Origin of the sequence: Bacillus sp. FSL K6-3459 (assembly GCF_038003305.1) — a bacterium.
GTDB lineage: Bacteria > Bacillota > Bacilli > Bacillales > Bacillaceae > Bacillus > Bacillus pumilus_O.
The window spans coordinates 1,665,344-1,684,689 of the sequence record NZ_JBBOOW010000001.1; the positions used below are offsets into that span (position 1 = coordinate 1,665,344).

Genomic DNA, 19,346 nt, shown 5'->3' on the forward strand with positions numbered 1-19,346 from the left:
TCTTCATTCCCCCTTGTTGATTATAGGTAAATAACAGATGATTAAATCCATTATTTACCTATAATGTTACCATATCCCTATGTGGTATTAAATGGGATATTATACCCTTATTTTGTCAATTTGTTTAATAATAACGAGGGAAGTGTGCATTTGGTTGGTTCATTCCGTAACCAAAGCCTGGCATTTGCTGATTCGGCATCATCATATGCATATCTTGATATCCATAAGGATGGTATGGCATCATTCCATATCCACCATAGTGGCCATGATGATGGTGATCCTTCATTGGAACATGTGAAAAGGGATCATGTTGATTTGGAAAAGCTGGATAGACTGAATGATGATGCGGATAGTGGCCGCTGTACTTATCTTTTTTACCAGTATGATAATGGTTTGGCATATTCATATGATCATGCATGTTTGGCGCGACTACATGCTCATGATTGGCTGTATACACATTCTCAAACGTATGGTACGGATTTCCTTCGTGATGATAATTCATTTGGCTATTCATATTGTTCATTTGATATCTCATCCTTTATGTCAGGTTGCCATATCCTATGAGCATGATCTATTTCATGAGCCTATCCATATGAAAAAAACCGGCTTTTCAGCCGGGAAAACAAAAAGCAGGTGAAAGCGTCAGATGTTAAAATGAGATGCTGTGTCTTCTTCTGCGACGCTTCTTACAGCTGCTGCAGACACTTTTAGGATAATAATAGGGATCGTAGCTTCTAGAAGTATCCCAGAAATCGCTCTCAAACCAATCATCTTTTTTATGACAATATTTCTTTTCTTTACATGGATCAACATGGTGATGATCGTCATGCTTTTTATAACAGTTTGAGTGGGAATGTTTGCACTTGCATTTGCACATTGTCATCCCTCCTAAATGTGACTCAATGCTAGTATATGCAAGAATGAGACAAGGGGACTGGATGGTGGCGCAACTTCTGTAAAAAAAGGCTTTTTCTGAAAATCTCAAATAAAAAGAATTGACTAGTGCTAAAATAACATGATAAAATATAAATTTTTATCCAACGATGAAATATGTTATAATCATATTGTGAATACTTTCGGAGGTGGCGGATTTGTTTCAAATAGGTGATAAAATTGTTTATCCTATGCATGGTGCCGGTGTGATTGAAGGAATGGAAGAAAAAGAGATTTTAGGTAAGACGGAGGAATATTTTCTGATTCAAATGCCGAATATGCAGATGATGATCCCAAGAGGCAGAATCAATCAACTAGGTATACGTCCGGTAGCAGATCAAGCAACGCTGAAAGTTGTAATGAACAATTTTGCAGAAGAAACAAACGACGACACGCTTACTTGGAAGCAAAGATATGATGAAAATCTGAAAAAGCTAAAAACAGGTGCGATCGAAGATGGTGCAGACGTTGTCAAAGATCTGATGAGACGAAATCAGAAGAAAGCATTAAATTCAAGTGAAAAGAAAATGCTTGAAGATGCGCGAGGCATGTTAGTGAGTGAAATTTCTCTTGCACAAGGGCTGTCACAAGATGAAGTCCTTTCAGCTTTAGAGAATGAACTAAGAGTTTTATGATGGATATACAATAATTGGCTGTAAGCATAAGGGCATCCCTTTTGTTTACAGCTTTTTTTGTTTGAAATCAAAAAAATCTGTCCATTTTTGTAGGTGATTTTAACTAAAGCAAAAATGAGGTCATACGATGCAGTTTTTATTCAATCAGCGAATGATGCAAAGAAGTCAGAAATACCTAGAACGGCATAAAAAAACAGGAAAGTTCTCCTGATTCGTTTAAATAAGCCGGACAATCTTTGAATTCTGTTGGGCATTGATAGTAAAATAATGCCGATAAGATGACACCTAAGAGAATGAAAAGGAGCGGTGAAATGAAAAGGCTACTGATATGTGGATTCATCTTTCTGGTCCTGTGTGCTCTTTTAATGGTGAAATGCAGCCATTCTGTTCAAGAAAAAAAAGAGCAAAAGCAACATCAAGAAGAGGTAGAAAAGTATCAAAAGGAGCGAAAAAAAGGGGATCAATATGAAAGTTTTAAACAGCTTATCCGGCATGAAAAAGAGGGCTATGAAATAGAATTTCATGAAAAGGGTGGAAGTGATTTACTCGTCTTTTCTCCTCATGGAGGGGAAATTGAACCAGGAACTAGTGAAATTGTAGAAGCATTTCAACAAAGATACTCGACGTATTTGTTTGAAGGAACGAAACAAGAGAATAATCGTGATTTGCATATTACAAGCACGAAGTTTGATGAACCGATATTGGTCCAAATGATTAAAACGTATCCATTCTCCATTTCCATCCACGGCTATAAAAGTGATAAAAGGCACACGCTAGTCGGCGGGACAAACGAAAAAATGCAAAGAGCCGTTGTACGAGAATTAAAAGATAGAGGGTTTTCAGCGGAAATGGTGCAAGAAGGTGAACGGCTTTCAGGAACAGATCCTAAAAATATTAATAATCGCAATGCAAGTGGTGAAAGCGTTCAGCTAGAAATTAGTACGGCACAGAGAGAGGCTTTTTTCGACAATTTTGATACGAGAAAAGGAAAGAAACAAGCATTCAGACGTTATATCCGTGCTTTAAAAGAAGTATTAAGAGAATTTGACCCAACTTCATAGGAAAAATCGTTTTGATGGGCAAAAGTACTCTATTTAAACTTGGTAAAAAAGATAGAAATATGCGAAATGAACATAAATTATGTAATAACTTACAATTTGCCTTAAAAACATAATTTATGTAAAATAATAGTTATCAGTTTGACATGATAGAATGGGGCTGAAGTGGATGGCACATAAAATACCATCTTCCGAAGTAGGTGTAAAGATCAATCAATGGTACACGCATATTTGCAAATTTGAAGTCGAACAAGCAAACGATATGAAGCGCCTTGTTGAAGAAGAAATTCATGAGATGGAAGAAGATCAAGATTTACTTCTATATTATTCTCTAATGGATTTTCGCCATCAACTGATGCTTCAGCATTTAACGCCAGTCCATGCAGGGAGTGAAACACTTCAAGCCGTGTCTTTTCCTAAAGAAATGGAAGATGGAGAAGATGAGATGACAGGCTTACTTGGCTATTACTTTCATTTTTTTCATGGAATGTATGCGTTTATCCAGCGCCGGTACATCGAGGCCATTTCCTATTACAAGCATGCGGAACATCAACTGATCTTAGTGACAGATGAGATTGAAAAAGCGGAATTTTACTATAAAATCGCTGAAGTATACTATCATATGAAACAAACTTATTTCTCCATGCATTATGCTAAAAAGGCGAGAGACATTTATAAGAAACATCAGCTTTATGGAAAAAGAAGCATTCAATGTGATTTTGTCATGGCAGGTAATTGGATTGATGTGAGCCAGCACCAAAGAGCGCTTCCTTACTTAGAAAAAGCGTTAAAGGTCTGTGAAGCGATGGAGCGGAAAGAGTGCACATCTTATTTTAAAGCGATGGCTCTTAATAACTTAGGAGCTTGTCATTATAGTATGGGAACGTATCATACAGCAACAGTCTTTTTTGAACAAGCCATTTCCCTTTATCAAAAAGATCAAGCATCCACGATGATCAAATCATTATTTTCACTTGCTCTTACCTGGTTTAAACTCGGAGATATCGAGCGGGCGGGTGAGGCTATACGTAAAGGGATGAACGAGTCTTGTTTATTGCAAGATGAAATCTATCAGTTGAAATTCCAATTTTTACAGGCGCTTTATATAGAAAAAGATAGCTGTGAGCAATTAAGATCAGCACTATTTGGACTGCGGAGCAAAAAAATGTTTGCTGATTTAGAGGAATTAGCACTTGATGCGGCTAATTATTATAAAGAACGCGACATGTACAAGGAATCTTCCACTTTTTTTGAGATTGTGATCGAAGCGCGTACGCACATTCAAAAAGGAGATGAGATGTATGAGAACGAAGCATAACATGTCAGCTGATCAAGTAGATGAAAGACTTCACACGTAATAACAGACAAAAATAACACCCTTTACAAATTTCTGTAAAGGGCTTTTTTTATTTATTCTTTGATGGCTTTTTCTGCGTCAATGGCACCTGCCCCGTAAATCATCGGGTCATCTCCAGACCACTTGCTTGTATTTTCTTTTAATAGGGTTTTGACCTCATCGGGCGTTAAATCTGGTGAATGCTCTAATAGGAGAGCACAAATACCTGCGCAAATGGGTGTTGCCATAGATGTACCAGATAACGTCGTGTAATCATCATCGACTCTACTTGATTTGTCGAGTTTATCTAGAAAGGATCTTGGTGATCTGAGAGAGACGATGTTTACTCCTGGTGCAAGGATATCAGGCTTTGTCTCACCATAAACAGTAGGACCTCTGCTTGAAAATGGTGCCACGATATCATCGTTTGATTCTGGTGTATTCCGGTCATCAAAAGCGCCAACCGTAATCACTTTTTGACTGACGGCAGGGCTCGCAATCGTTTGGCTGTTAGGACCTGAGTTTCCGGCTGCAACGCATACGACAATGCCTTGATCCCAAGCAGCATTCACAGCACGAACCATCGGATCGTCTTGTTCGTCATCATAACGCTGAGCATCTCCGCCTAGTGACATACTCATAATATGAATCGGATCATCAGGGTGATCTTCATTGAACTGGATGCACCATTCAACTCCTTCTATAATAGTAGAAAGTGATCCAGCCCCTTGTTTATTTAATACTTTTACGCCAATTAAATGAGCTTTTGGAGCAGGTCCTTTGTACAAGCCATCTGAGGCCGCTCCGTCTCCAGCTACATCTCCAGCGCAGTGAGTGCCATGTCCGTTATCATCATAAGGCTTTGTTTTCTGCTTGACTAAGTCCACAAAATCGCGAATTCTTCCTTCTAGATCTTCATGCGGATAAATGCCTGTATCAATGACAGCAACCGTAATACCTTCCCCTGTTAAGGCTGTACCGTTTCGAATGACTTCATCCGCGTGACTGGCTTGTGTAGCCACATCCAGAAGTGCATGAACTTTCCGATCTAAATAAATTTTACGAATATGCTCACCATTTGCTAACAGTTCTTCTAAAGCGGCCGGTGTTAAGTCAGCAGCGCAGCAGTCGATATGTGAAAAATGCCGTTTGACCTTTGTTTTTCTACTTTTCTTCATGAGCTGTTTTGTGCTTTGAATACCTGCTTCGACCGCGTCTTCCTTAAATTCAATAATCACACGAAGCTTCTTTCTCTTCTTTAATCTTCCTTCAAAGAAACGATGAAGAAAGCATGGCGTCCATTTAAAAGGCTTATAAAGGTGAAGGACGGTCTCTCTTAAAGGCTGATCCAGTTTGCTAGCATGTGTTCTGACCATTTGCACCATAGAAAATCCAAACATGTAATGCCCTCCATTCTAGCTATCCATTCTTGTACACTCTTACGTTATGAGAATGAGAGCTGCTTGGTTCGGATTCTTGTCCCTTCTTTTCATCATATTGGCGTCTTGCTCATTTCAGATGAAAAAGAAAAGCGCTTACATTTTGTAAAATAATAGAAAAAGGTGGAAAACATGTAGAATCAGCCGATGATAGGTGGGAGAGTTCTCCTTAGAGAACCGGTGAAACAAACAATTTTGCAGAAAAAAGGAGGGGTTAGACAGGGCCAATGCTCATACAAATGTGACTTGTCAAAGAGGGGAAAAATCAAATCCATATAAAAAGTAGCCGAATTAAAGAAAACAGACTGGATAGAACTAGGTCATTTTAAACATAACTTCATTTGTCTGTCATACTATTCTAACTCTGTTTTCAAAGTGGAGAGGCGTTTCTGTGTATATAAATGCAATTATCTTATTTTTGAGGAATCTCATGATCTAGAGTGTTATGATCAAATTTGAAGAGAAAAAGTGGAAAAAATGAAAAGAAATGATGATTCAATATAAATCATAGAAACGGCTTAGAAATCTGTTAAAGGAGAACGGGAATGAAGAAGTTTTTTGCTTTGCTTCTCCTGCTTGCGATCGGATGGGGCGTTTATTATACAATGCAAGCACAGGAACATGATGAGCCAGTGTCATCAGGTGGGGAAGACGAAAGCGGTTCAACTGATATTTATCGTAATTTTAAAGAACTGGAAGAGAACGAATCAACAAGCAGCTATCAAATTACAGCCAACCCAGTGCCTGGAAGCCGCCTTCTTGTGATGTCACCCCATGGCGGGAGAATTGAAGGCGGCGTGAGCGAGATCGTCCATTTTTTTGATAATGATTTCTCTACGTATTTGTTTGAAGGTTTAAGAGAGAATGCATCAGAACTTCATGTGACAAGTACAAACTTTGATGAGCCAGTCGGCGTCGCGCAGGCAAAAGCACACGATTATATCTTAGCAGTGCATGGGTACAAAGGTGAGGAAGGCATTGACCATACGCTCGTTGGCGGAACTGATTACGACCGTGCAGAAAAAATAGTGAACTCATTAGAGCGGAACGGATTTTCAGCTGAACTGGCTGTCGCACACGCAACCCTGAGCGGAACAAGCAATCATAATATTAATAATCTTACAAAAACAGGGCAAAGTGTACAGCTAGAGATTAGTAGAAGTCAGCGTGAAGCTTTATTTGACAGTTTTGACTTTCGGCGGCGGTCGAGTACAAAAAACGAGACGTTCTACCGGTATGTCAGGGCGATTCGGACAGTGCTGGATGAGGAATATACATAAAGATGGTGCGCATGTTAAGACAGGCAGCGTGAATTCTTGTTACACTATAAAAAGTGATAACAAAAGGAGAGACGAATATGGCGCAACATCATTTTCATCTTCAGGCAAGCTGGCCTGGCCTGCGTAACGATGTGGGTACAATCTCATGTGAACAGTTAAAAACGAAGATTTCAATTCCAAAAGAAATGGACGGTCCTGGCATTGGAACAAATCCAGATGAGATGCTCTTAGGTGCAGCGGCTACGTGTTATATTATTACACTTGCCGCCATGATGGAGCGGAGCCAATTAGAAAAAGAGGATCTCACGATGAGTTCTGAGGCGGTCGTCGATGTAACGAATGGTGTGTTTACATATGAAAAAATCATTCACCGGCCTGTCATCATCCTCAAAGCATCTGCTTCTCCGCAAGATATTGAACTTGCGCGCAAGCTCGCGCACAAAGCCGAAGGCTCATGTATGATCTCAAGAGCTGTTCAAGGAAATGTGGATATTTCCTTAGAAGAAACCATTCAACTCGGCAGGTAAAAACAAAAAGTCATTTTCTCTTAATAAATGGAGAAAATGACTTTTTTTATGGCGTCCATTCGGTTTGATTGATTTGTTCTTTCGTTTCTTCTTTTTGTTTTTTTGACAAATTCAAGACAATCACGCCGCATATCACAAGTGCAAGACCAATGAAGCCTTTTATGTGAATGGTTTCGTTAAATAGCAAGAGTCCGATAAGAGCAGTGAGGGCTGTTCCAACGCCAGACCATGTCGCGTAAGCAGACGAAAGATCAATCGTTTTAAGTGCTAGACTGAGGAAGGTAAAGGCACACCCAAATCCGATCAGGACCCCAATACTCGGCAAGAGTTGCGAAAAACCTTGTGAAAGCTTTAGCATCGTACTGCCAAAAACCTCTGTCAAAATAGCCCCTGTTAAATAGAGCATTCCTTTCATGATCTCACATCCTTTATGACATATTTAAAAGTACGACCCCTGAGACAAGCATCGCCATCCCAATGACTGCTCTTTGGTTCAAGGTTTCTTTGAAAAAAAGCACGCCAAAAATAGCCGTGAGGACTGTACCAACCCCAGACCATGTTGCGTAAGACATGCTAAGCGGAATGATATTCAGTGTCAATGACAGCATATAAAAGGCAAGTGTATACCCAGCAACAACGACAGCGCTAGGCTTAAAGCGAGTAAAGCCATTCGAGAATTTTAACATCACGGCGCCAATGGCTTCTGAAAAAATGGCCACAGCTAGAAAAAGATATCCGAGGATCATCATGTTCCCTCCTCTAATAGGTGTAAAATCCGTTGAAGTAAAAGGGTTTTTTCCTCTCGATTCAGCGGTTCAAGCTGAAACATTTCTGAAAACCATATTCCATCACATGCAAGACGGATCAGCTGGCTCAATGAAGGGTCATTAATTTCCTCATCTGCTTTCGCTTTGAACTCTGCATAAAAATCACGCCAAGGGTTCAATAACGTTTCATTAAATGACATAGTAGCAAGCATACTTGTACATAGCTGAGTCGTGTTTTGATGATCAAGGTCATGTAATGTGGCTGATATATATGCACGGACATATGGCGCTTTTTCATGTTTATAAGTTTCTTGATACGTTTTGAGCTGCTGACGAAAGCAAAGAATTGCGTGCTCATTCATTTTTTGGATGAGCTCTTCTTTGCTTGCAAAATGATAAAGCAGGCCGGCTTTGGTCATATGTGCATGCTCTGCTACTTGCTGAAGGGTAAGCTGACTTAATCCTTCTTCTAAAATCGTGCGGGCAGCTGCATCAAAGATTTGCTCTTTTTTGGTTTTAGACATAAAAAAAACACCTACTTTACTGAACGGTCGGTAAAGTAAATGTTAACCTATGAAAAACAAGTGTGTCAATCGATTCATTTTATGAGCGGATGTTTTCACTGAAACGTCATATTTAATAATAAGGGTATGGTCCGTATGGCGGGTATGGCGGCGGATAAGGGTACCCATAGCCATATCCTGGCGCGAGTAAAGATCCTGCAAGCAGCCCTCCAGCAAAACCACCTAAAAATGGAGGTCCAAAGAATCCAGGTCTGCCATAACCAAATCCAGGTCTCCCAAACCCAAAACCCGGGCGTCCAAAGCCAAAACCAAAAGGTCTTCGCATGTCTTCTTGCATAAATGGCGGTGCGTCAAAATAATTCATAAAAAAAGGCTCCTTTCACATAAAATGACTGTAACTGACAACAGTGTATTCGATTGGCCTATATGTGTTTGGGTGAACGCCTAAGTTAAGGAGGAATGTTAAAAATGGGCCTGTATCCATCTGATTGGGCAAAATGTCCGCCGCATGCTCATGCTTATAAAGCAAGAACGGATGTTACTGAAGAACATTATCATTTAATAGAAGGTATTTCCCAACCTGTCAATGGAAGCAGTACCGATCAGCATACTCATTACTATCGCGGAATCACTTCTTTTGAGAGAGGGCATTTCCACAGATATTATGGCATCACAGGGCCTGCGATACCGAGAGTGGACGGTACGCATTATCACGAGATTGAGGAAGTCACGTATTCTGCCTATAACGATTCTGTCCCTATTCCATATGGAGGAGTGGTCTTTAGCCCCGACGAGGAGCGGCCAACGCATACGCACCGTTTGAAAGGAAAAACATATGAAGTGGTCGGAAATGAACCACTCGGCTGGTGATAGTCGTTCTATAGGAGAGAAAGAGAAGTTATGCTATACTGTAGGCAGTTTGTAAAAGAGAGTGATGTTATGAAAAAAAAGAAACAACCAGTGATTGTATTAGTAGGACCGACCGCTGTCGGCAAAACAAAACTGAGCATTCATATAGCAAAAGCATTTAATGGAGAAATTATCAGCGGTGATTCTATGCAGATTTACAAAGGAATGGACATTGGAACAGCTAAAATCACCTCTGAAGAAATGGATGGTGTCCCGCACCACTTAATTGATATTAAAGAGCCGGACGAATCCTTCTCTACAGCTGAATTTCAGCAGCTAGTTCGTATGAAAATCAAAGAGATTGCCGCTAGAGGGAAAACTCCCATGATTGTCGGCGGAACAGGTTTGTATATTCAATCTGTTTTATATGATTACACATTTACCGATGAAAAAAGTGACCCTGCTTTTAGAGAAGAAATGGCGCTGTTTGAACAGCAGCATGGCTCCCTTCAGTTACACGAAAAGCTAAAGGCGGTAGACCCTGATGCTGCAAAAGCCATTCATCCGAATAATGTCCGCCGCGTGATCCGGGCACTTGAAGTGATCCATACAACAGGTCAGAAAATGTCTGAAATGCAAAATGGTCATCTAGAAGTTCCTCTTTATGATACAGCCTTCATTGGGCTGAAAATGTATCGAGAGCTTTTGTACGAGCGCATTCACCAAAGAATTGATATGATGATAGATGAAGGTTTAATTGAGGAAGTGAGCGCACTTTATCAATCTGGATTGAAGGATTGTCAATCGGTTCAAGCGATTGGTTATAAAGAGTTGTATACGTATTTCCAAGGTGACTGCTCACTTGATGAAGCCATTCAGCAATTAAAGCAAAATTCCCGTAGATATGCGAAGCGTCAGCTCACGTGGTTCCGTAATAAAATGGATGTCACTTGGTTCGACATGACACCGCCTTGCCACTTTTCAGACAAAAAAGAGGAAATTTTCGCATATATAGCAGGAAAGCTTGGACTTAAAGCGAAACTGTAGGTATCAGAATCAAGGAGGACGAAACATGAAACCGATTAATATTCAGGACCAATTTTTGAATCAAATCCGCAAAGACAATACATTTGTTACAGTATTCTTACTGAATGGCTTTCAGCTTCGCGGTCAAGTGAAAGGGTTTGACAATTTCACAGTGCTGCTTGAAACAGAAGGCAAGCAGCAGCTTATTTATAAACACGCCATTTCTACATTTGCACCTCAAAAGAATGTAAATCTAGAATTAGAATAGGATATGTTCTACCTAATAGCCCCATGCATCTGCGAATAAACCGGCCGAAACCCGCTACGTTTTTTGTCAGTGCAGAGGGGCTATTTTGCATGCCATGAAACTTTTCTGCCTATTTTGCGTATAATCCCTTATTGGATATGAAGAAAGGTGAGGGGAACGATATGGAAAACGCAGAGCTTGAATTAAGAAGGATTAGAGTGATCCTTCTACTAATTGGGATTGTTGTCTTATTTGGATCGTGCGCCATTTCAAACATTGAATCCAGGCAGGAAAGCTGGCATAACTATTCTAATCAAGATGATCATGGAGATATTGAAGGTCTGTTACAATCAGCTGTTGCACTAAAAAATAATCACTTCGCTGTTGTGAAAGATGATGAAGTACATGTGTACCGGTTTGATGAAAAAGAGGGAAAACTGACCCTGATTAAAACAAAATACATAGATGAGTGGGACGAAGATTATGATGATGACGATTCTGTGGAAGAGTAAGCACGTAAATTTACAAATGAATGTGAAGTCGCTACACTATAATCATGCATCAGACATCTAGACAGAAAAGGATGAGTTCATGACACACAAAATTAAAATTAATCATTGGGAACAAACTTGTGAAGATGACTCCTGTTTTGAATATGGAACAAGCGTTTCTGTAAATGGGAAAGAATTAGTCAGAGAAGCTTCAATCGTCTCTGCGCTTGAAGCGGTGCTAAAAGAATTAGGTGTTGAAGTGGAAATTACAGAAGTGTCAGAAGATTTACAGTGCGATGCCTACAAAAAATAAAACAAAAAGTCTAGTCTACTAAGCGATTTTTTTTCGTGTTATGATAGATTTCGGTTTCAGTTGAATAGAGAGTAGAGCAGTCTATTTTTAGATCCTGTTCTGCTCTATTTATTTGAACGTACGAGTTCGGCTATGAATGTTCGGCCGGGTTGGTTGATTTTTTTCGTTTCGAGCATCTATATGTTGTGTTTTGAAAAAACATAGTATACTATATATAGTGAATAACGAAATGATCAACAATACTAAAAACTAGGTCGTGATGGAATTGATTCAAATCGTATTTGATTCAAAAACAGGAAATGTTCAACGCTTTTTGGACAAGACCCCTTTTACAGACAAACAAAAATTGACTGGAGAAGAGTTTTTGGATACGCCGTTTATTCTCGTCACCTTTACGACAGGATTTGGACAAGTCCCTAGTACCACTCAATCCTTTTTAGAGAAAAATGCTCACCTTTTACTAGGTGTAGCGGTGAGTGGAAACAAAGTGTGGGGAGATAATTTTGCCAAAAGCGCCGATACGATTTCTAAACAATATCAAGTTCCTATTTTGCACACCTTTGAACTAAGCGGAACAAAAAGGGATGTTGAATTGTTTACACAGGAGGTAGAAAGAATTGTCACAAAATCAGGTTCCAAAGTGGATACAATTAAATAACGAGATTATGATTCAAAAAGAAGGAAAGTTTCAGTTCGATAAGGACAAAGAAGCTGTACATAGTTATTTCGTAGATTATATTAATCAAAACACAGTCTTCTTTCACAACTTAGAAGAGAAGATTGATTACTTAATAGAAAACGACTACTATGAGGAAGAATTTTTAAGACAGTACAGCATGGCGGATATTAAAGAGGTATTCGAAGCTGCATATGCGAAGAAATTTAGATTCCCATCATTCATGAGTGCGTTTAAGTTTTACAACGACTATGCACTGAAAACAAATGATAAAAAGAAAATCCTTGAACGCTATGAAGACCGCATTTCAGTTGTAGCGCTTTTCTTTGCGGGCGGAGATAAAGCAAAAGCCATTGAGTTTGTAGAACTGATGATCAATCAGGAATATCAGCCAAGTACACCAACATTCTTAAATGCGGGACGTAAAAGACGCGGTGAGCTTGTGAGCTGCTTCTTGCTTGAAGTGAATGACTCATTAAACGATATTTCAAGAGCGATTGATATTTCAATGCAGCTTTCAAAATTAGGCGGCGGCGTCAGCTTAAACTTGTCAAAACTTCGTGCCAAAGGCGAAGCAATCAAAGATGTTGAAAATGCGACAAAAGGTGTCGTCGGCGTGATGAAGCTTCTTGATAATGCATTCAGATATGCAGATCAAATGGGACAAAGACAAGGATCAGGCAGTGCCTACCTTAATATTTTCCACAGAGACATTAATGATTTCTTAGATACAAAAAAAATCTCTGCAGATGAAGATGTGCGTGTGAAAACATTGTCCATCGGTGTCGTCATCCCAGACAAATTTATTGAGCTTGCAAGAGAAGATAAAACAGCTTACACTTTCTATCCGCACACAGTCTATAAAGAATATGGACAGCATCTTGATGAGATGGACATGGAAGAAATGTATGATGAGCTTGTAGAAAACCCGAAAGTCAAAAAAGAAAAAGTCAATCCGAGAAAGCTTCTTGAAAAATTGGCTGTTCTTCGCTCAGAATCAGGCTATCCATATATCATGTTCCAAGACAACGTGAATAGAGAGCATGCATTAAACCATATCTCACGAGTGAAATTCTCAAACCTTTGCTCAGAAGTGCTTCAAGCTTCAGAGGTCTCTTCTTATGCGGACTATGATCAAGAAGATGAAATTGGTCTTGATATTTCTTGTAACCTTGGTTCATTAAATATCATGAATGTCATGAAAAACAAATCGATTGAAAAAACAGTCAAACTTGCAACAGATTCACTAACACTTGTATCTGAAACAACAGATATTCGCAATGCACCGGCTGTTCGAAAAGCTAACAAGGCGATGAAATCAATCGGACTTGGCGCGATGAACCTTCACGGGTATTTGGCTCAAAACCAAATGGCCTATGAAAGTGAAGAAGCAAGAGATTTCGCGAATACGTTCTTTATGATGGTGAACTACTATTCAATTAAACGCTCAAGTGAGCTTGCAAAAGAAAAAGGAGAAACATTCCATCGTTATGAAGGATCTGGCTACGCAACGGGCGAGTACTTCAATAAATACGTGGAGAATGATTTCACACCAAAAACAGAAAAAGCAGCCGCATTATTTGAAGGCATGCATATTCCAACAAAAGAAGACTGGGCAGCACTCAAAGACTTTGTAGCGGAAAATGGCATGTACCATAGCTACCGCTTATGTATTGCACCAACTGGTTCCATTTCTTACGTGCAATCAGCAACAGCCTCTGTTATGCCAATTATGGAACGTATCGAAGAAAGAACATACGGCAACAGCAAAACGTATTACCCAATGCCAGGTCTTTCAGCGCAAAACTGGTTCTTCTATAAAGAAGCGTACGATATGGATATGTTTAAAGTGGTCGATATGATCGCAACGATTCAGCAGCACGTCGATCAAGGAATCAGCTTTACACTATTCCTGAAAGATACGATGACAACGCGTGACCTAAACCGCATCGATCTGTATGCACACCATAAAGGCATTAAGACACTTTATTATGCGAGAACGAAGGATACAGGGCAGGAAGGCTGTCTTTCTTGTGTTGTTTGATTAAAGGAGAGTTTAACGTGACAAAAATTTATGATGCAGCCAACTGGTCAAAACACGAAGACGATTTTACACAAATGTTTTACAACCAAAATGTGAAGCAGTTCTGGCTTCCTGAAGAGATTTCTTTAAACGGGGATCTCTTAACGTGGAAATATTTAGGTGAAAAAGAGCGAGATACGTACATGAAGGTACTTGCTGGACTGACTTTACTTGATACAGAACAAGGAAATACAGGGATGCCGATTGTGGCTGAACATGTAGAAGGTCATCAGCGTAAAGCGGTATTAAACTTTATGGCGATGATGGAAAATGCGGTACATGCGAAATCATACTCAAATATCTTCATGACACTCGCACCAACTGAAACGATCAGTGAAGTGTTTGAATGGGTTAAAAAGAATAAATTCTTGCAAAAGAAAGCGGATATGATTGTCAGTTTATACCGTTCGATTCAAAAGGACGATCCGATTTCCCTCTTTAAAGCAATGGTTGCTTCTGTTTATTTAGAAAGCTTCCTGTTTTACAGTGGTTTTTACTACCCGCTTTATTTCTATGGTCAAGGAAAGCTGATGCAAAGTGGTGAAATCATCAACTTGATTTTGCGTGATGAAGCGATTCATGGTGTATACGTTGGATTATTAGCACAAGAAATTTACAACAAACAAACACCTGACGTGCAAAAAGAGCTGTATGATTTCTCGATTGACCTCTTGAACGAGCTTTATGAAAATGAACTTCATTACACGGAAGATATTTATGACCAAGTCAATTTATCGCATGATGTGAAAAAGTTCATTCGTTACAATGCCAATAAAGCGTTAATGAACCTTGGATTTGCCCCTTACTTTGAAGAAGAAGAGATCAATCCAATTGTATTGAACGGCCTCAATACAAAAACAAAATCGCATGACTTCTTCTCAATGAAAGGGAATGGCTACAAAAAAGCAACGGTTGAGCCGTTAAAAGATGACGATTTCTTCTTTGGAGATGAATCATAAGTGTAAGTAAGGCGTAAAAGTCAAAACGCATCACTCGTTTTGGCTTTTTGCCATTTCATACAATGCGTTACATACTGGAGGTTACCGAACATGGGAAAAATGGATGAGATCATACTAGTTGCACCGCGCGCACGCGTGTTCCAAAACGAAACGCTTGCGTTTAATGGTGTGAATAGTGAAGAGAAAACAATCAACACAATTATGAAAGAAATCGAAGAGCACTTCGAGCAGATGCGTAGGGGCGATGCAGAAGAAAATCCTGAATTCAAGCAGCCAATTCCTTATGTCGTGATTAAGCGTGAGGATGAAGTGTATGTATATGAAAGACTTCAAGGTGGGGGAGAGACTCGATTGCATCATAAGTTATCTCTTGGCTTTGGTGGTCACATGAATTTCATCGAAGGTAAAAACTTTGCTGAAATTCTAAAAGAAAATACGGATCGTGAGCTAGACGAGGAACTTTCTATTCAAGAAAAAGACAAGCTTGAGATGAAAACCCTTGGATTAATTAATGATGATGACAACAGTGTTGGCCGTGTGCACATTGGACTGTTATCAGCACTTGAATTATCTCTAGGTGCTCATGTAGAAGTGAAAGAAACAGATCAAATATCAGGAAAATGGATGAAAGCATCCGATTTGAAAAAGCCTGAATACTTCGATCGACTTGAAACGTGGTCTCAATTTGTCGTGAACATTTTAGCATAAAGGAATCCATCAAAAACCGGCTCAGCAGTAGACTTGAGCCGGTTTATTTCGTTATAACAGCTTCAGTTATTGGAAAACGAATGCGTCATGACCGGCCTGTTTCAACCTTGCGACGAGGTCATCCGCATTTTGCTTTGTACGAAAAGCCCCGGCTTGCACTCGGAACATGCCGCCCTCTAATACAACGAAGGCGTCAAAGCCTTTGGATTTCAGCGTGGCTGCTAATTCATCCGCATTGGCTTTTACCTTGAAAGCTCCGGCCTGTACTTTATAAAGATTACTTGCTTTTTTTTTCAGCTGAAAGGCTTTCTCTAATCCAGTGGCATGAGCGCGAGCGATGCCTTGAAGGAAGGTCGCGTTGCGGAGCTTATTTGCATCAGCGGTCGTATCGATGAAACCATTCTCAGTTAAAATAGCGGGCATAGAAGTTTCTCGAAGAACGTGGAAGTTCGCTGTTTTCTTGCCGCGGTTGGCAAAATCCACCGAGCGAACAATTTCATCATGAAGGGCATTGCGATACGTGGTGGTCGGTGCTGAAACGCCAGGGTACACATAGCTTTCAAAACCATTGCCCCCGCCTGCATTAACGTGAATAGACACGAAATAGTCAGCTCCCCAGCTGTTTGCTGCATTTGTACGCTGAGCTAAAGTGACGGATTGGTCAATTGAACGACTTAAGCGGACGGAAACGTCATCATAATCACTGATCAACATATCTCTCAGTAAAATCGCAATTTGCAGTGTGATATTTTTCTCCAAAAGTCCATTCGCAGCAGCTCCAGAATCTGTTCCTCCATGGCCAGGATCAATAAAAATCTTCACCATCTATTCATCACCTCGTCTTTATTTTATGAGAAAATAGAAAAATTGCCTGTACAAAATGCGGAAATCATTGAGACTCTTTTCTGCACAATTTGTGATGAAAAAGCTACATTTTTCTAAGAAAAAACAAATTGTTGGTTTGTCCGCCTAAATGGGATGAATACAATGGAAATAGCACATCATTTCCTGGGAAACCGCAGAAATCCCTACAATATTCGGTATCTCGGGTCATTTTGACAGCAAACTTGGGCTTAAGCGGGCGATTGTCACGATTACAGCTCCACCCGAATAGAATAAAGAGAGAAGAGCGAGAGGTGAATACGTTGGAGCGAGCTGTCACATATAAAAACAACGGCCAAATCAATATTATACTTAACGGACAAAAGCAAGTATTGGTTGATGCAGATTCAGAGGCAGAATACCTAGAAGCCTTGCAGAAAAATGAGGCAAAACACAGCATCTTACGGGAAATAGAACGTGAAATGAATAGCCTTGTCGGTATGGATGAAATGAAACGAAACATAAAAGAGATTTATGCTTGGATTTTTGTCAATCAAAAAAGGCAGGAACAAGGGTTAAAAGTAGGTAAACAAGCGCTTCATATGATGTTCAAAGGAAATCCAGGCACAGGGAAAACAACGGTTGCAAGGCTTGTCGGGAAACTGTTCTTTGAAATGAATGTCCTCTCAAAAGGCCACTTAATTGAAGCGGAACGCGGAGATCTTGTCGGGGAGTACATCGGTCATACGGCTCAAAAAACAAGAGACTTAATTAAAAAATCACTAGGCGGCATTTTGTTCATCGACGAAGCCTATTCTCTTGCCCGCGGAGGCGAAAAGGATTTTGGGAAAGAAGCGATTGATACATTAGTCAAACATATGGAGGACAAACAGCACGAATTCATTCTCATTCTTGCTGGCTACTCCAAGGAAATGGATCATTTTCTATCTTTAAACCCTGGGCTGCAATCCAGATTTCCAATCAATATCAGCTTTCCTGATTATACCGTCGATCAGCTCATGGACATTGCTAAACGGATGATGGCTGACAGAGAATATATATTTACCCAAGAAGCTGAATGGAAGCTGCGTGATTATTTAATGCATATTAAAAGCACCACGAGTCCAGCAAAATTCAGCAACGGCCGCTTTGTGCGAAACACGATTGAAAAGGCCATTCGAACCCAAGCGATGAGACTCTTGCTAGTGGATCATTATGATAAAAAAGATTTGCTTACGATTAAAAGTCACGATCTCCAAATGAAAGAGGATACGCCTACTTAAAATGGCGTATCCTTTTTATAAAGAGATACTAAAATAAACCATCCGAATAGTGGTATACGTGTGATGTGTTTGGTATGATGGTACTACTGAAAACTTAAGTACAGAAAGGAAACAACTGATATTGAATGAACATGAAATGACAGAAAAAGCGATCCTTGTCGGCTGTCAATTGCCACATGTCACGGATGAACGCTTTCAATACTCAATGGAAGAATTAGCTTCCTTAACCAAAACGGCTGGCGGTGAAGCTGTCAGCGTAATGACGCAGAAGAGAAATAGACAAGACAGCGCAACATATATCGGTAAAGGGAAAGTAGAAGAGCTTGAAGTGCTTTGCGAGGAATTCGAATGTGATGTCATTATTTTTAACGACGAACTATCTCCAAGTCAGCTAAAAGCTTTGGCAACTGCCTTAGATGTGAAAATTATCGATCGGACACAATTGATTTTAGACATCTTTGCAAAAAGAGCGCGAACAAGAGAGGGGAAGCTGCAAATAGAGCTTGCTCAGCTTCAGTATGCCTTGCCGAGACTAAGCGGACAAGGGATCAGCCTCTCAAGACAAGGAGGCGGAATTGGCGCAAGAGGTCCAGGTGAAACAAAACTTGAAACAGATAGACGCCATATTCGTAACCGTATTCATGAAATTAACGGGCAATTATCTACTGTCAAAGAACACCGGACAAGATACCGGGAACGCCGGAAGAAAAATGGTGTGTTTCAAATTGCCATCGTCGGATATACGAATGCCGGAAAATCTACTTTGTTTAACCAATTAACAGATGCAGATAGTCATGAAGAGGATCTGCTGTTTGCGACACTTGATCCAATGACACGTAAGATGACATTGGTATCTGGCTACAGTGTGCTGATTTCAGACACCGTTGGTTTTATCCAAGACCTTCCAACAACGCTGATAGCGGCATTTCGTTCCACTCTTGAAGAAGTGAAGGAAGCTGATTATTTGCTTCATGTCATTGATTCTTCTAATGAGGATTACGAAGGACACGAACGAACGGTTCATAAGCTTTTAGAGGAATTAGAAGCAGATCGTATTCCGATGCTGACGGTTTATAACAAAGAAGATCAAATCAGGCCAGACTTCATCCCATCTTCAAAGCATCGTCATCTGTTAATCAGTGCGAGACGCGAAGAAGATGTGAAGCGATTAAAAGAAGATATCATGGCTGAGCTGAAAAAAGCCTTTTTAAAGCCATACCATGTGAAAATTCCAGCATATGAAGGAAAGCTCATCTCCGCATTAAAATCAGAAACGCTCGTGGAATCACTAGAATTTCAAAAAGAAGCAGAACTTTATGACATCACCGGATTTAGTGGTGAGGAGCAGACCATATTAGGTCAAATCAAGAAGTATATGTTGTAAGAAAGG

The 19,346-nt window shown here is 40.0% G+C and carries 23 protein-coding genes; 16 read left to right on the top strand and 7 right to left on the bottom strand.

Going from position 1 to position 19,346, the window contains the following annotated elements:
- Window positions 1-124: 124 nt before the first annotated feature.
- Window positions 125-523, bottom strand: a complete 399-nt coding sequence (locus MHI35_RS08220; RefSeq protein ID WP_211064337.1) for a hypothetical protein — start codon at window positions 521-523, stop codon at window positions 125-127.
- Between the two features lie 568 nt (window positions 524-1,091).
- Between MHI35_RS08220 and MHI35_RS08225 the strand changes: the two genes are divergently transcribed.
- From MHI35_RS08225 to MHI35_RS08235, 3 genes are all read left to right on the top strand, one after another.
- The gene (locus MHI35_RS08225) at window positions 1,092-1,568 is read left to right on the top strand and encodes a CarD family transcriptional regulator (protein ID WP_012010031.1); all 477 of its coding nucleotides are present in this window, start codon (window positions 1,092-1,094) and stop codon (window positions 1,566-1,568) included.
- A gap of 311 nt (window positions 1,569-1,879) precedes the next feature.
- The gene (locus MHI35_RS08230; protein WP_012010032.1) at window positions 1,880-2,629 is read left to right on the top strand and encodes a poly-gamma-glutamate hydrolase family protein; all 750 of its coding nucleotides are present in this window, start codon (window positions 1,880-1,882) and stop codon (window positions 2,627-2,629) included.
- Between the two features lie 166 nt (window positions 2,630-2,795).
- Entirely contained in the window at window positions 2,796-3,944 is a 1,149-nt protein-coding gene (locus tag MHI35_RS08235; RefSeq protein WP_335349628.1) for a Rap family tetratricopeptide repeat protein, read from the top strand.
- A gap of 92 nt (window positions 3,945-4,036) precedes the next feature.
- On the opposite strand, the gene MHI35_RS08240 is transcribed toward MHI35_RS08235, so the two are convergent.
- A complete protein-coding gene (locus MHI35_RS08240) occupies window positions 4,037-5,362 on the bottom strand; it encodes a S8 family peptidase (protein ID WP_335349627.1) in 1,326 nt (441 codons plus the stop codon).
- A 584-nt stretch (window positions 5,363-5,946) separates the two neighbouring features.
- On the opposite strand from MHI35_RS08240, the gene MHI35_RS08245 reads away from it, so the two are divergent.
- Window positions 5,947-6,681: a poly-gamma-glutamate hydrolase family protein gene (locus MHI35_RS08245; RefSeq protein WP_012010035.1), complete on the top strand. Its 735-nt coding sequence runs from the start codon at window positions 5,947-5,949 to the stop codon at window positions 6,679-6,681.
- Window positions 6,682-6,758: 77 nt separating this feature from the next.
- Window positions 6,759-7,208, top strand: coding sequence for an OsmC family protein (locus tag MHI35_RS08250; protein WP_211064339.1), 450 nt, complete (start codon window positions 6,759-6,761; stop codon window positions 7,206-7,208).
- 46 nt (window positions 7,209-7,254) lie between these two features.
- Here MHI35_RS08250 and erbB read toward each other — a convergent pair whose 3' ends face one another.
- The 4 genes from erbB to MHI35_RS08270 form a co-directional block, all read right to left on the bottom strand.
- Complete coding sequence (gene erbB / locus MHI35_RS08255) at window positions 7,255-7,623, bottom strand: SMR family multidrug efflux transporter EbrB (RefSeq protein WP_213019797.1); 369 nt, start codon at window positions 7,621-7,623, stop codon at window positions 7,255-7,257.
- 13 nt (window positions 7,624-7,636) lie between these two features.
- The gene (gene erbA, locus MHI35_RS08260) at window positions 7,637-7,954 is read right to left on the bottom strand and encodes an SMR family multidrug efflux transporter EbrA (RefSeq protein WP_144523626.1); all 318 of its coding nucleotides are present in this window, start codon (window positions 7,952-7,954) and stop codon (window positions 7,637-7,639) included.
- Window positions 7,954-8,499, bottom strand: a complete 546-nt coding sequence (locus tag MHI35_RS08265) for a TetR/AcrR family transcriptional regulator (protein WP_144523625.1) — start codon at window positions 8,497-8,499, stop codon at window positions 7,954-7,956. Before MHI35_RS08265 ends, erbA begins: the two co-directional genes overlap by 1 nt.
- A gap of 112 nt (window positions 8,500-8,611) precedes the next feature.
- A complete protein-coding gene (locus tag MHI35_RS08270) occupies window positions 8,612-8,863 on the bottom strand; it encodes a hypothetical protein (protein WP_012010040.1) in 252 nt (83 codons plus the stop codon).
- A 104-nt stretch (window positions 8,864-8,967) separates the two neighbouring features.
- On the opposite strand from MHI35_RS08270, the gene MHI35_RS08275 reads away from it, so the two are divergent.
- The 9 genes from MHI35_RS08275 (at window position 8,968) to MHI35_RS08315 (ending at window position 15,851) form a co-directional block, all read left to right on the top strand.
- Window positions 8,968-9,369, top strand: coding sequence for a YmaF family protein (locus MHI35_RS08275; RefSeq protein WP_012010041.1), 402 nt, complete (start codon window positions 8,968-8,970; stop codon window positions 9,367-9,369).
- Between the two features lie 69 nt (window positions 9,370-9,438).
- Complete coding sequence (gene miaA, locus MHI35_RS08280) at window positions 9,439-10,395, top strand: tRNA (adenosine(37)-N6)-dimethylallyltransferase MiaA (RefSeq protein WP_335349626.1); 957 nt, start codon at window positions 9,439-9,441, stop codon at window positions 10,393-10,395.
- Window positions 10,396-10,420: 25 nt separating this feature from the next.
- Window positions 10,421-10,642 (top strand): RNA chaperone Hfq, encoded by a 222-nt coding sequence (gene hfq / locus MHI35_RS08285; protein ID WP_003211269.1) that lies wholly within the window; start codon window positions 10,421-10,423, stop codon window positions 10,640-10,642.
- Window positions 10,643-10,803: 161 nt separating this feature from the next.
- Window positions 10,804-11,133 carry a YmzC family protein gene (locus tag MHI35_RS08290; RefSeq protein WP_144523623.1) on the top strand — a complete coding sequence of 110 codons (330 nt, stop codon included), beginning with the start codon at window positions 10,804-10,806 and terminating at the stop codon, window positions 11,131-11,133.
- A 79-nt stretch (window positions 11,134-11,212) separates the two neighbouring features.
- A complete protein-coding gene (locus MHI35_RS08295) occupies window positions 11,213-11,425 on the top strand; it encodes a hypothetical protein (RefSeq protein ID WP_003212415.1) in 213 nt (70 codons plus the stop codon).
- A 265-nt stretch (window positions 11,426-11,690) separates the two neighbouring features.
- Window positions 11,691-12,083 carry a class Ib ribonucleoside-diphosphate reductase assembly flavoprotein NrdI gene (gene nrdI / locus MHI35_RS08300; protein WP_041816236.1) on the top strand — a complete coding sequence of 131 codons (393 nt, stop codon included), beginning with the start codon at window positions 11,691-11,693 and terminating at the stop codon, window positions 12,081-12,083.
- The gene (nrdE, locus tag MHI35_RS08305; protein WP_211064342.1) at window positions 12,043-14,145 is read left to right on the top strand and encodes a class 1b ribonucleoside-diphosphate reductase subunit alpha; all 2,103 of its coding nucleotides are present in this window, start codon (window positions 12,043-12,045) and stop codon (window positions 14,143-14,145) included. Before nrdI ends, nrdE begins: the two co-directional genes overlap by 41 nt.
- A 17-nt stretch (window positions 14,146-14,162) precedes the next feature.
- Window positions 14,163-15,143, top strand: a complete 981-nt coding sequence (gene nrdF / locus MHI35_RS08310) for a class 1b ribonucleoside-diphosphate reductase subunit beta (protein WP_003212452.1) — start codon at window positions 14,163-14,165, stop codon at window positions 15,141-15,143.
- A gap of 90 nt (window positions 15,144-15,233) precedes the next feature.
- Window positions 15,234-15,851, top strand: coding sequence for a hypothetical protein (locus MHI35_RS08315; RefSeq protein WP_335349625.1), 618 nt, complete (start codon window positions 15,234-15,236; stop codon window positions 15,849-15,851).
- Window positions 15,852-15,917: 66 nt separating this feature from the next.
- Here the strand turns inward: MHI35_RS08315 and MHI35_RS08320 are convergent, their stop codons facing one another.
- Window positions 15,918-16,676, bottom strand: coding sequence for an N-acetylmuramoyl-L-alanine amidase (locus tag MHI35_RS08320; RefSeq protein WP_211064343.1), 759 nt, complete (start codon window positions 16,674-16,676; stop codon window positions 15,918-15,920).
- 320 nt (window positions 16,677-16,996) lie between these two features.
- Between MHI35_RS08320 and spoVK the strand changes: the two genes are divergently transcribed.
- Together spoVK and hflX are read left to right on the top strand one after the other, a co-directional pair.
- A complete protein-coding gene (gene spoVK, locus MHI35_RS08325) occupies window positions 16,997-17,956 on the top strand; it encodes a stage V sporulation protein K (protein ID WP_003211912.1) in 960 nt (319 codons plus the stop codon).
- 121 nt (window positions 17,957-18,077) lie between these two features.
- Window positions 18,078-19,340: a GTPase HflX gene (hflX, locus tag MHI35_RS08330; RefSeq protein WP_144523008.1), complete on the top strand. Its 1,263-nt coding sequence runs from the start codon at window positions 18,078-18,080 to the stop codon at window positions 19,338-19,340.
- Window positions 19,341-19,346: the final 6 nt, after the last annotated feature.

Coding starts and splice junctions, on each gene's coding strand:
- MHI35_RS08275 (WP_012010041.1), top strand. CDS start 8,968: ATGGGCCTGTATCCATCTGATTGGGCAAAATGTCCGCCGCATGCTCAT.
- erbB (WP_213019797.1), bottom strand. CDS start 7,623: ATGAAAGGAATGCTCTATTTAACAGGGGCTATTTTGACAGAGGTTTTT.
- MHI35_RS08295 (WP_003212415.1), top strand. CDS start 11,213: ATGACACACAAAATTAAAATTAATCATTGGGAACAAACTTGTGAAGAT.
- MHI35_RS08315 (WP_335349625.1), top strand. CDS start 15,234: ATGGGAAAAATGGATGAGATCATACTAGTTGCACCGCGCGCACGCGTG.
- MHI35_RS08265 (WP_144523625.1), bottom strand. CDS start 8,499: ATGTCTAAAACCAAAAAAGAGCAAATCTTTGATGCAGCTGCCCGCACG.
- MHI35_RS08240 (WP_335349627.1), bottom strand. CDS start 5,362: ATGTTTGGATTTTCTATGGTGCAAATGGTCAGAACACATGCTAGCAAA.
- MHI35_RS08270 (WP_012010040.1), bottom strand. CDS start 8,863: ATGAATTATTTTGACGCACCGCCATTTATGCAAGAAGACATGCGAAGA.
- MHI35_RS08245 (WP_012010035.1), top strand. CDS start 5,947: ATGAAGAAGTTTTTTGCTTTGCTTCTCCTGCTTGCGATCGGATGGGGC.
- MHI35_RS08290 (WP_144523623.1), top strand. CDS start 10,804: ATGGAAAACGCAGAGCTTGAATTAAGAAGGATTAGAGTGATCCTTCTA.
- MHI35_RS08230 (WP_012010032.1), top strand. CDS start 1,880: ATGAAAAGGCTACTGATATGTGGATTCATCTTTCTGGTCCTGTGTGCT.
- hfq (WP_003211269.1), top strand. CDS start 10,421: ATGAAACCGATTAATATTCAGGACCAATTTTTGAATCAAATCCGCAAA.
- MHI35_RS08250 (WP_211064339.1), top strand. CDS start 6,759: ATGGCGCAACATCATTTTCATCTTCAGGCAAGCTGGCCTGGCCTGCGT.
- MHI35_RS08235 (WP_335349628.1), top strand. CDS start 2,796: ATGGCACATAAAATACCATCTTCCGAAGTAGGTGTAAAGATCAATCAA.
- erbA (WP_144523626.1), bottom strand. CDS start 7,954: ATGATCCTCGGATATCTTTTTCTAGCTGTGGCCATTTTTTCAGAAGCC.
- miaA (WP_335349626.1), top strand. CDS start 9,439: ATGAAAAAAAAGAAACAACCAGTGATTGTATTAGTAGGACCGACCGCT.
- MHI35_RS08320 (WP_211064343.1), bottom strand. CDS start 16,676: ATGGTGAAGATTTTTATTGATCCTGGCCATGGAGGAACAGATTCTGGA.
- MHI35_RS08220 (WP_211064337.1), bottom strand. CDS start 523: ATGAACAATATGAATAGCCAAATGAATTATCATCACGAAGGAAATCCG.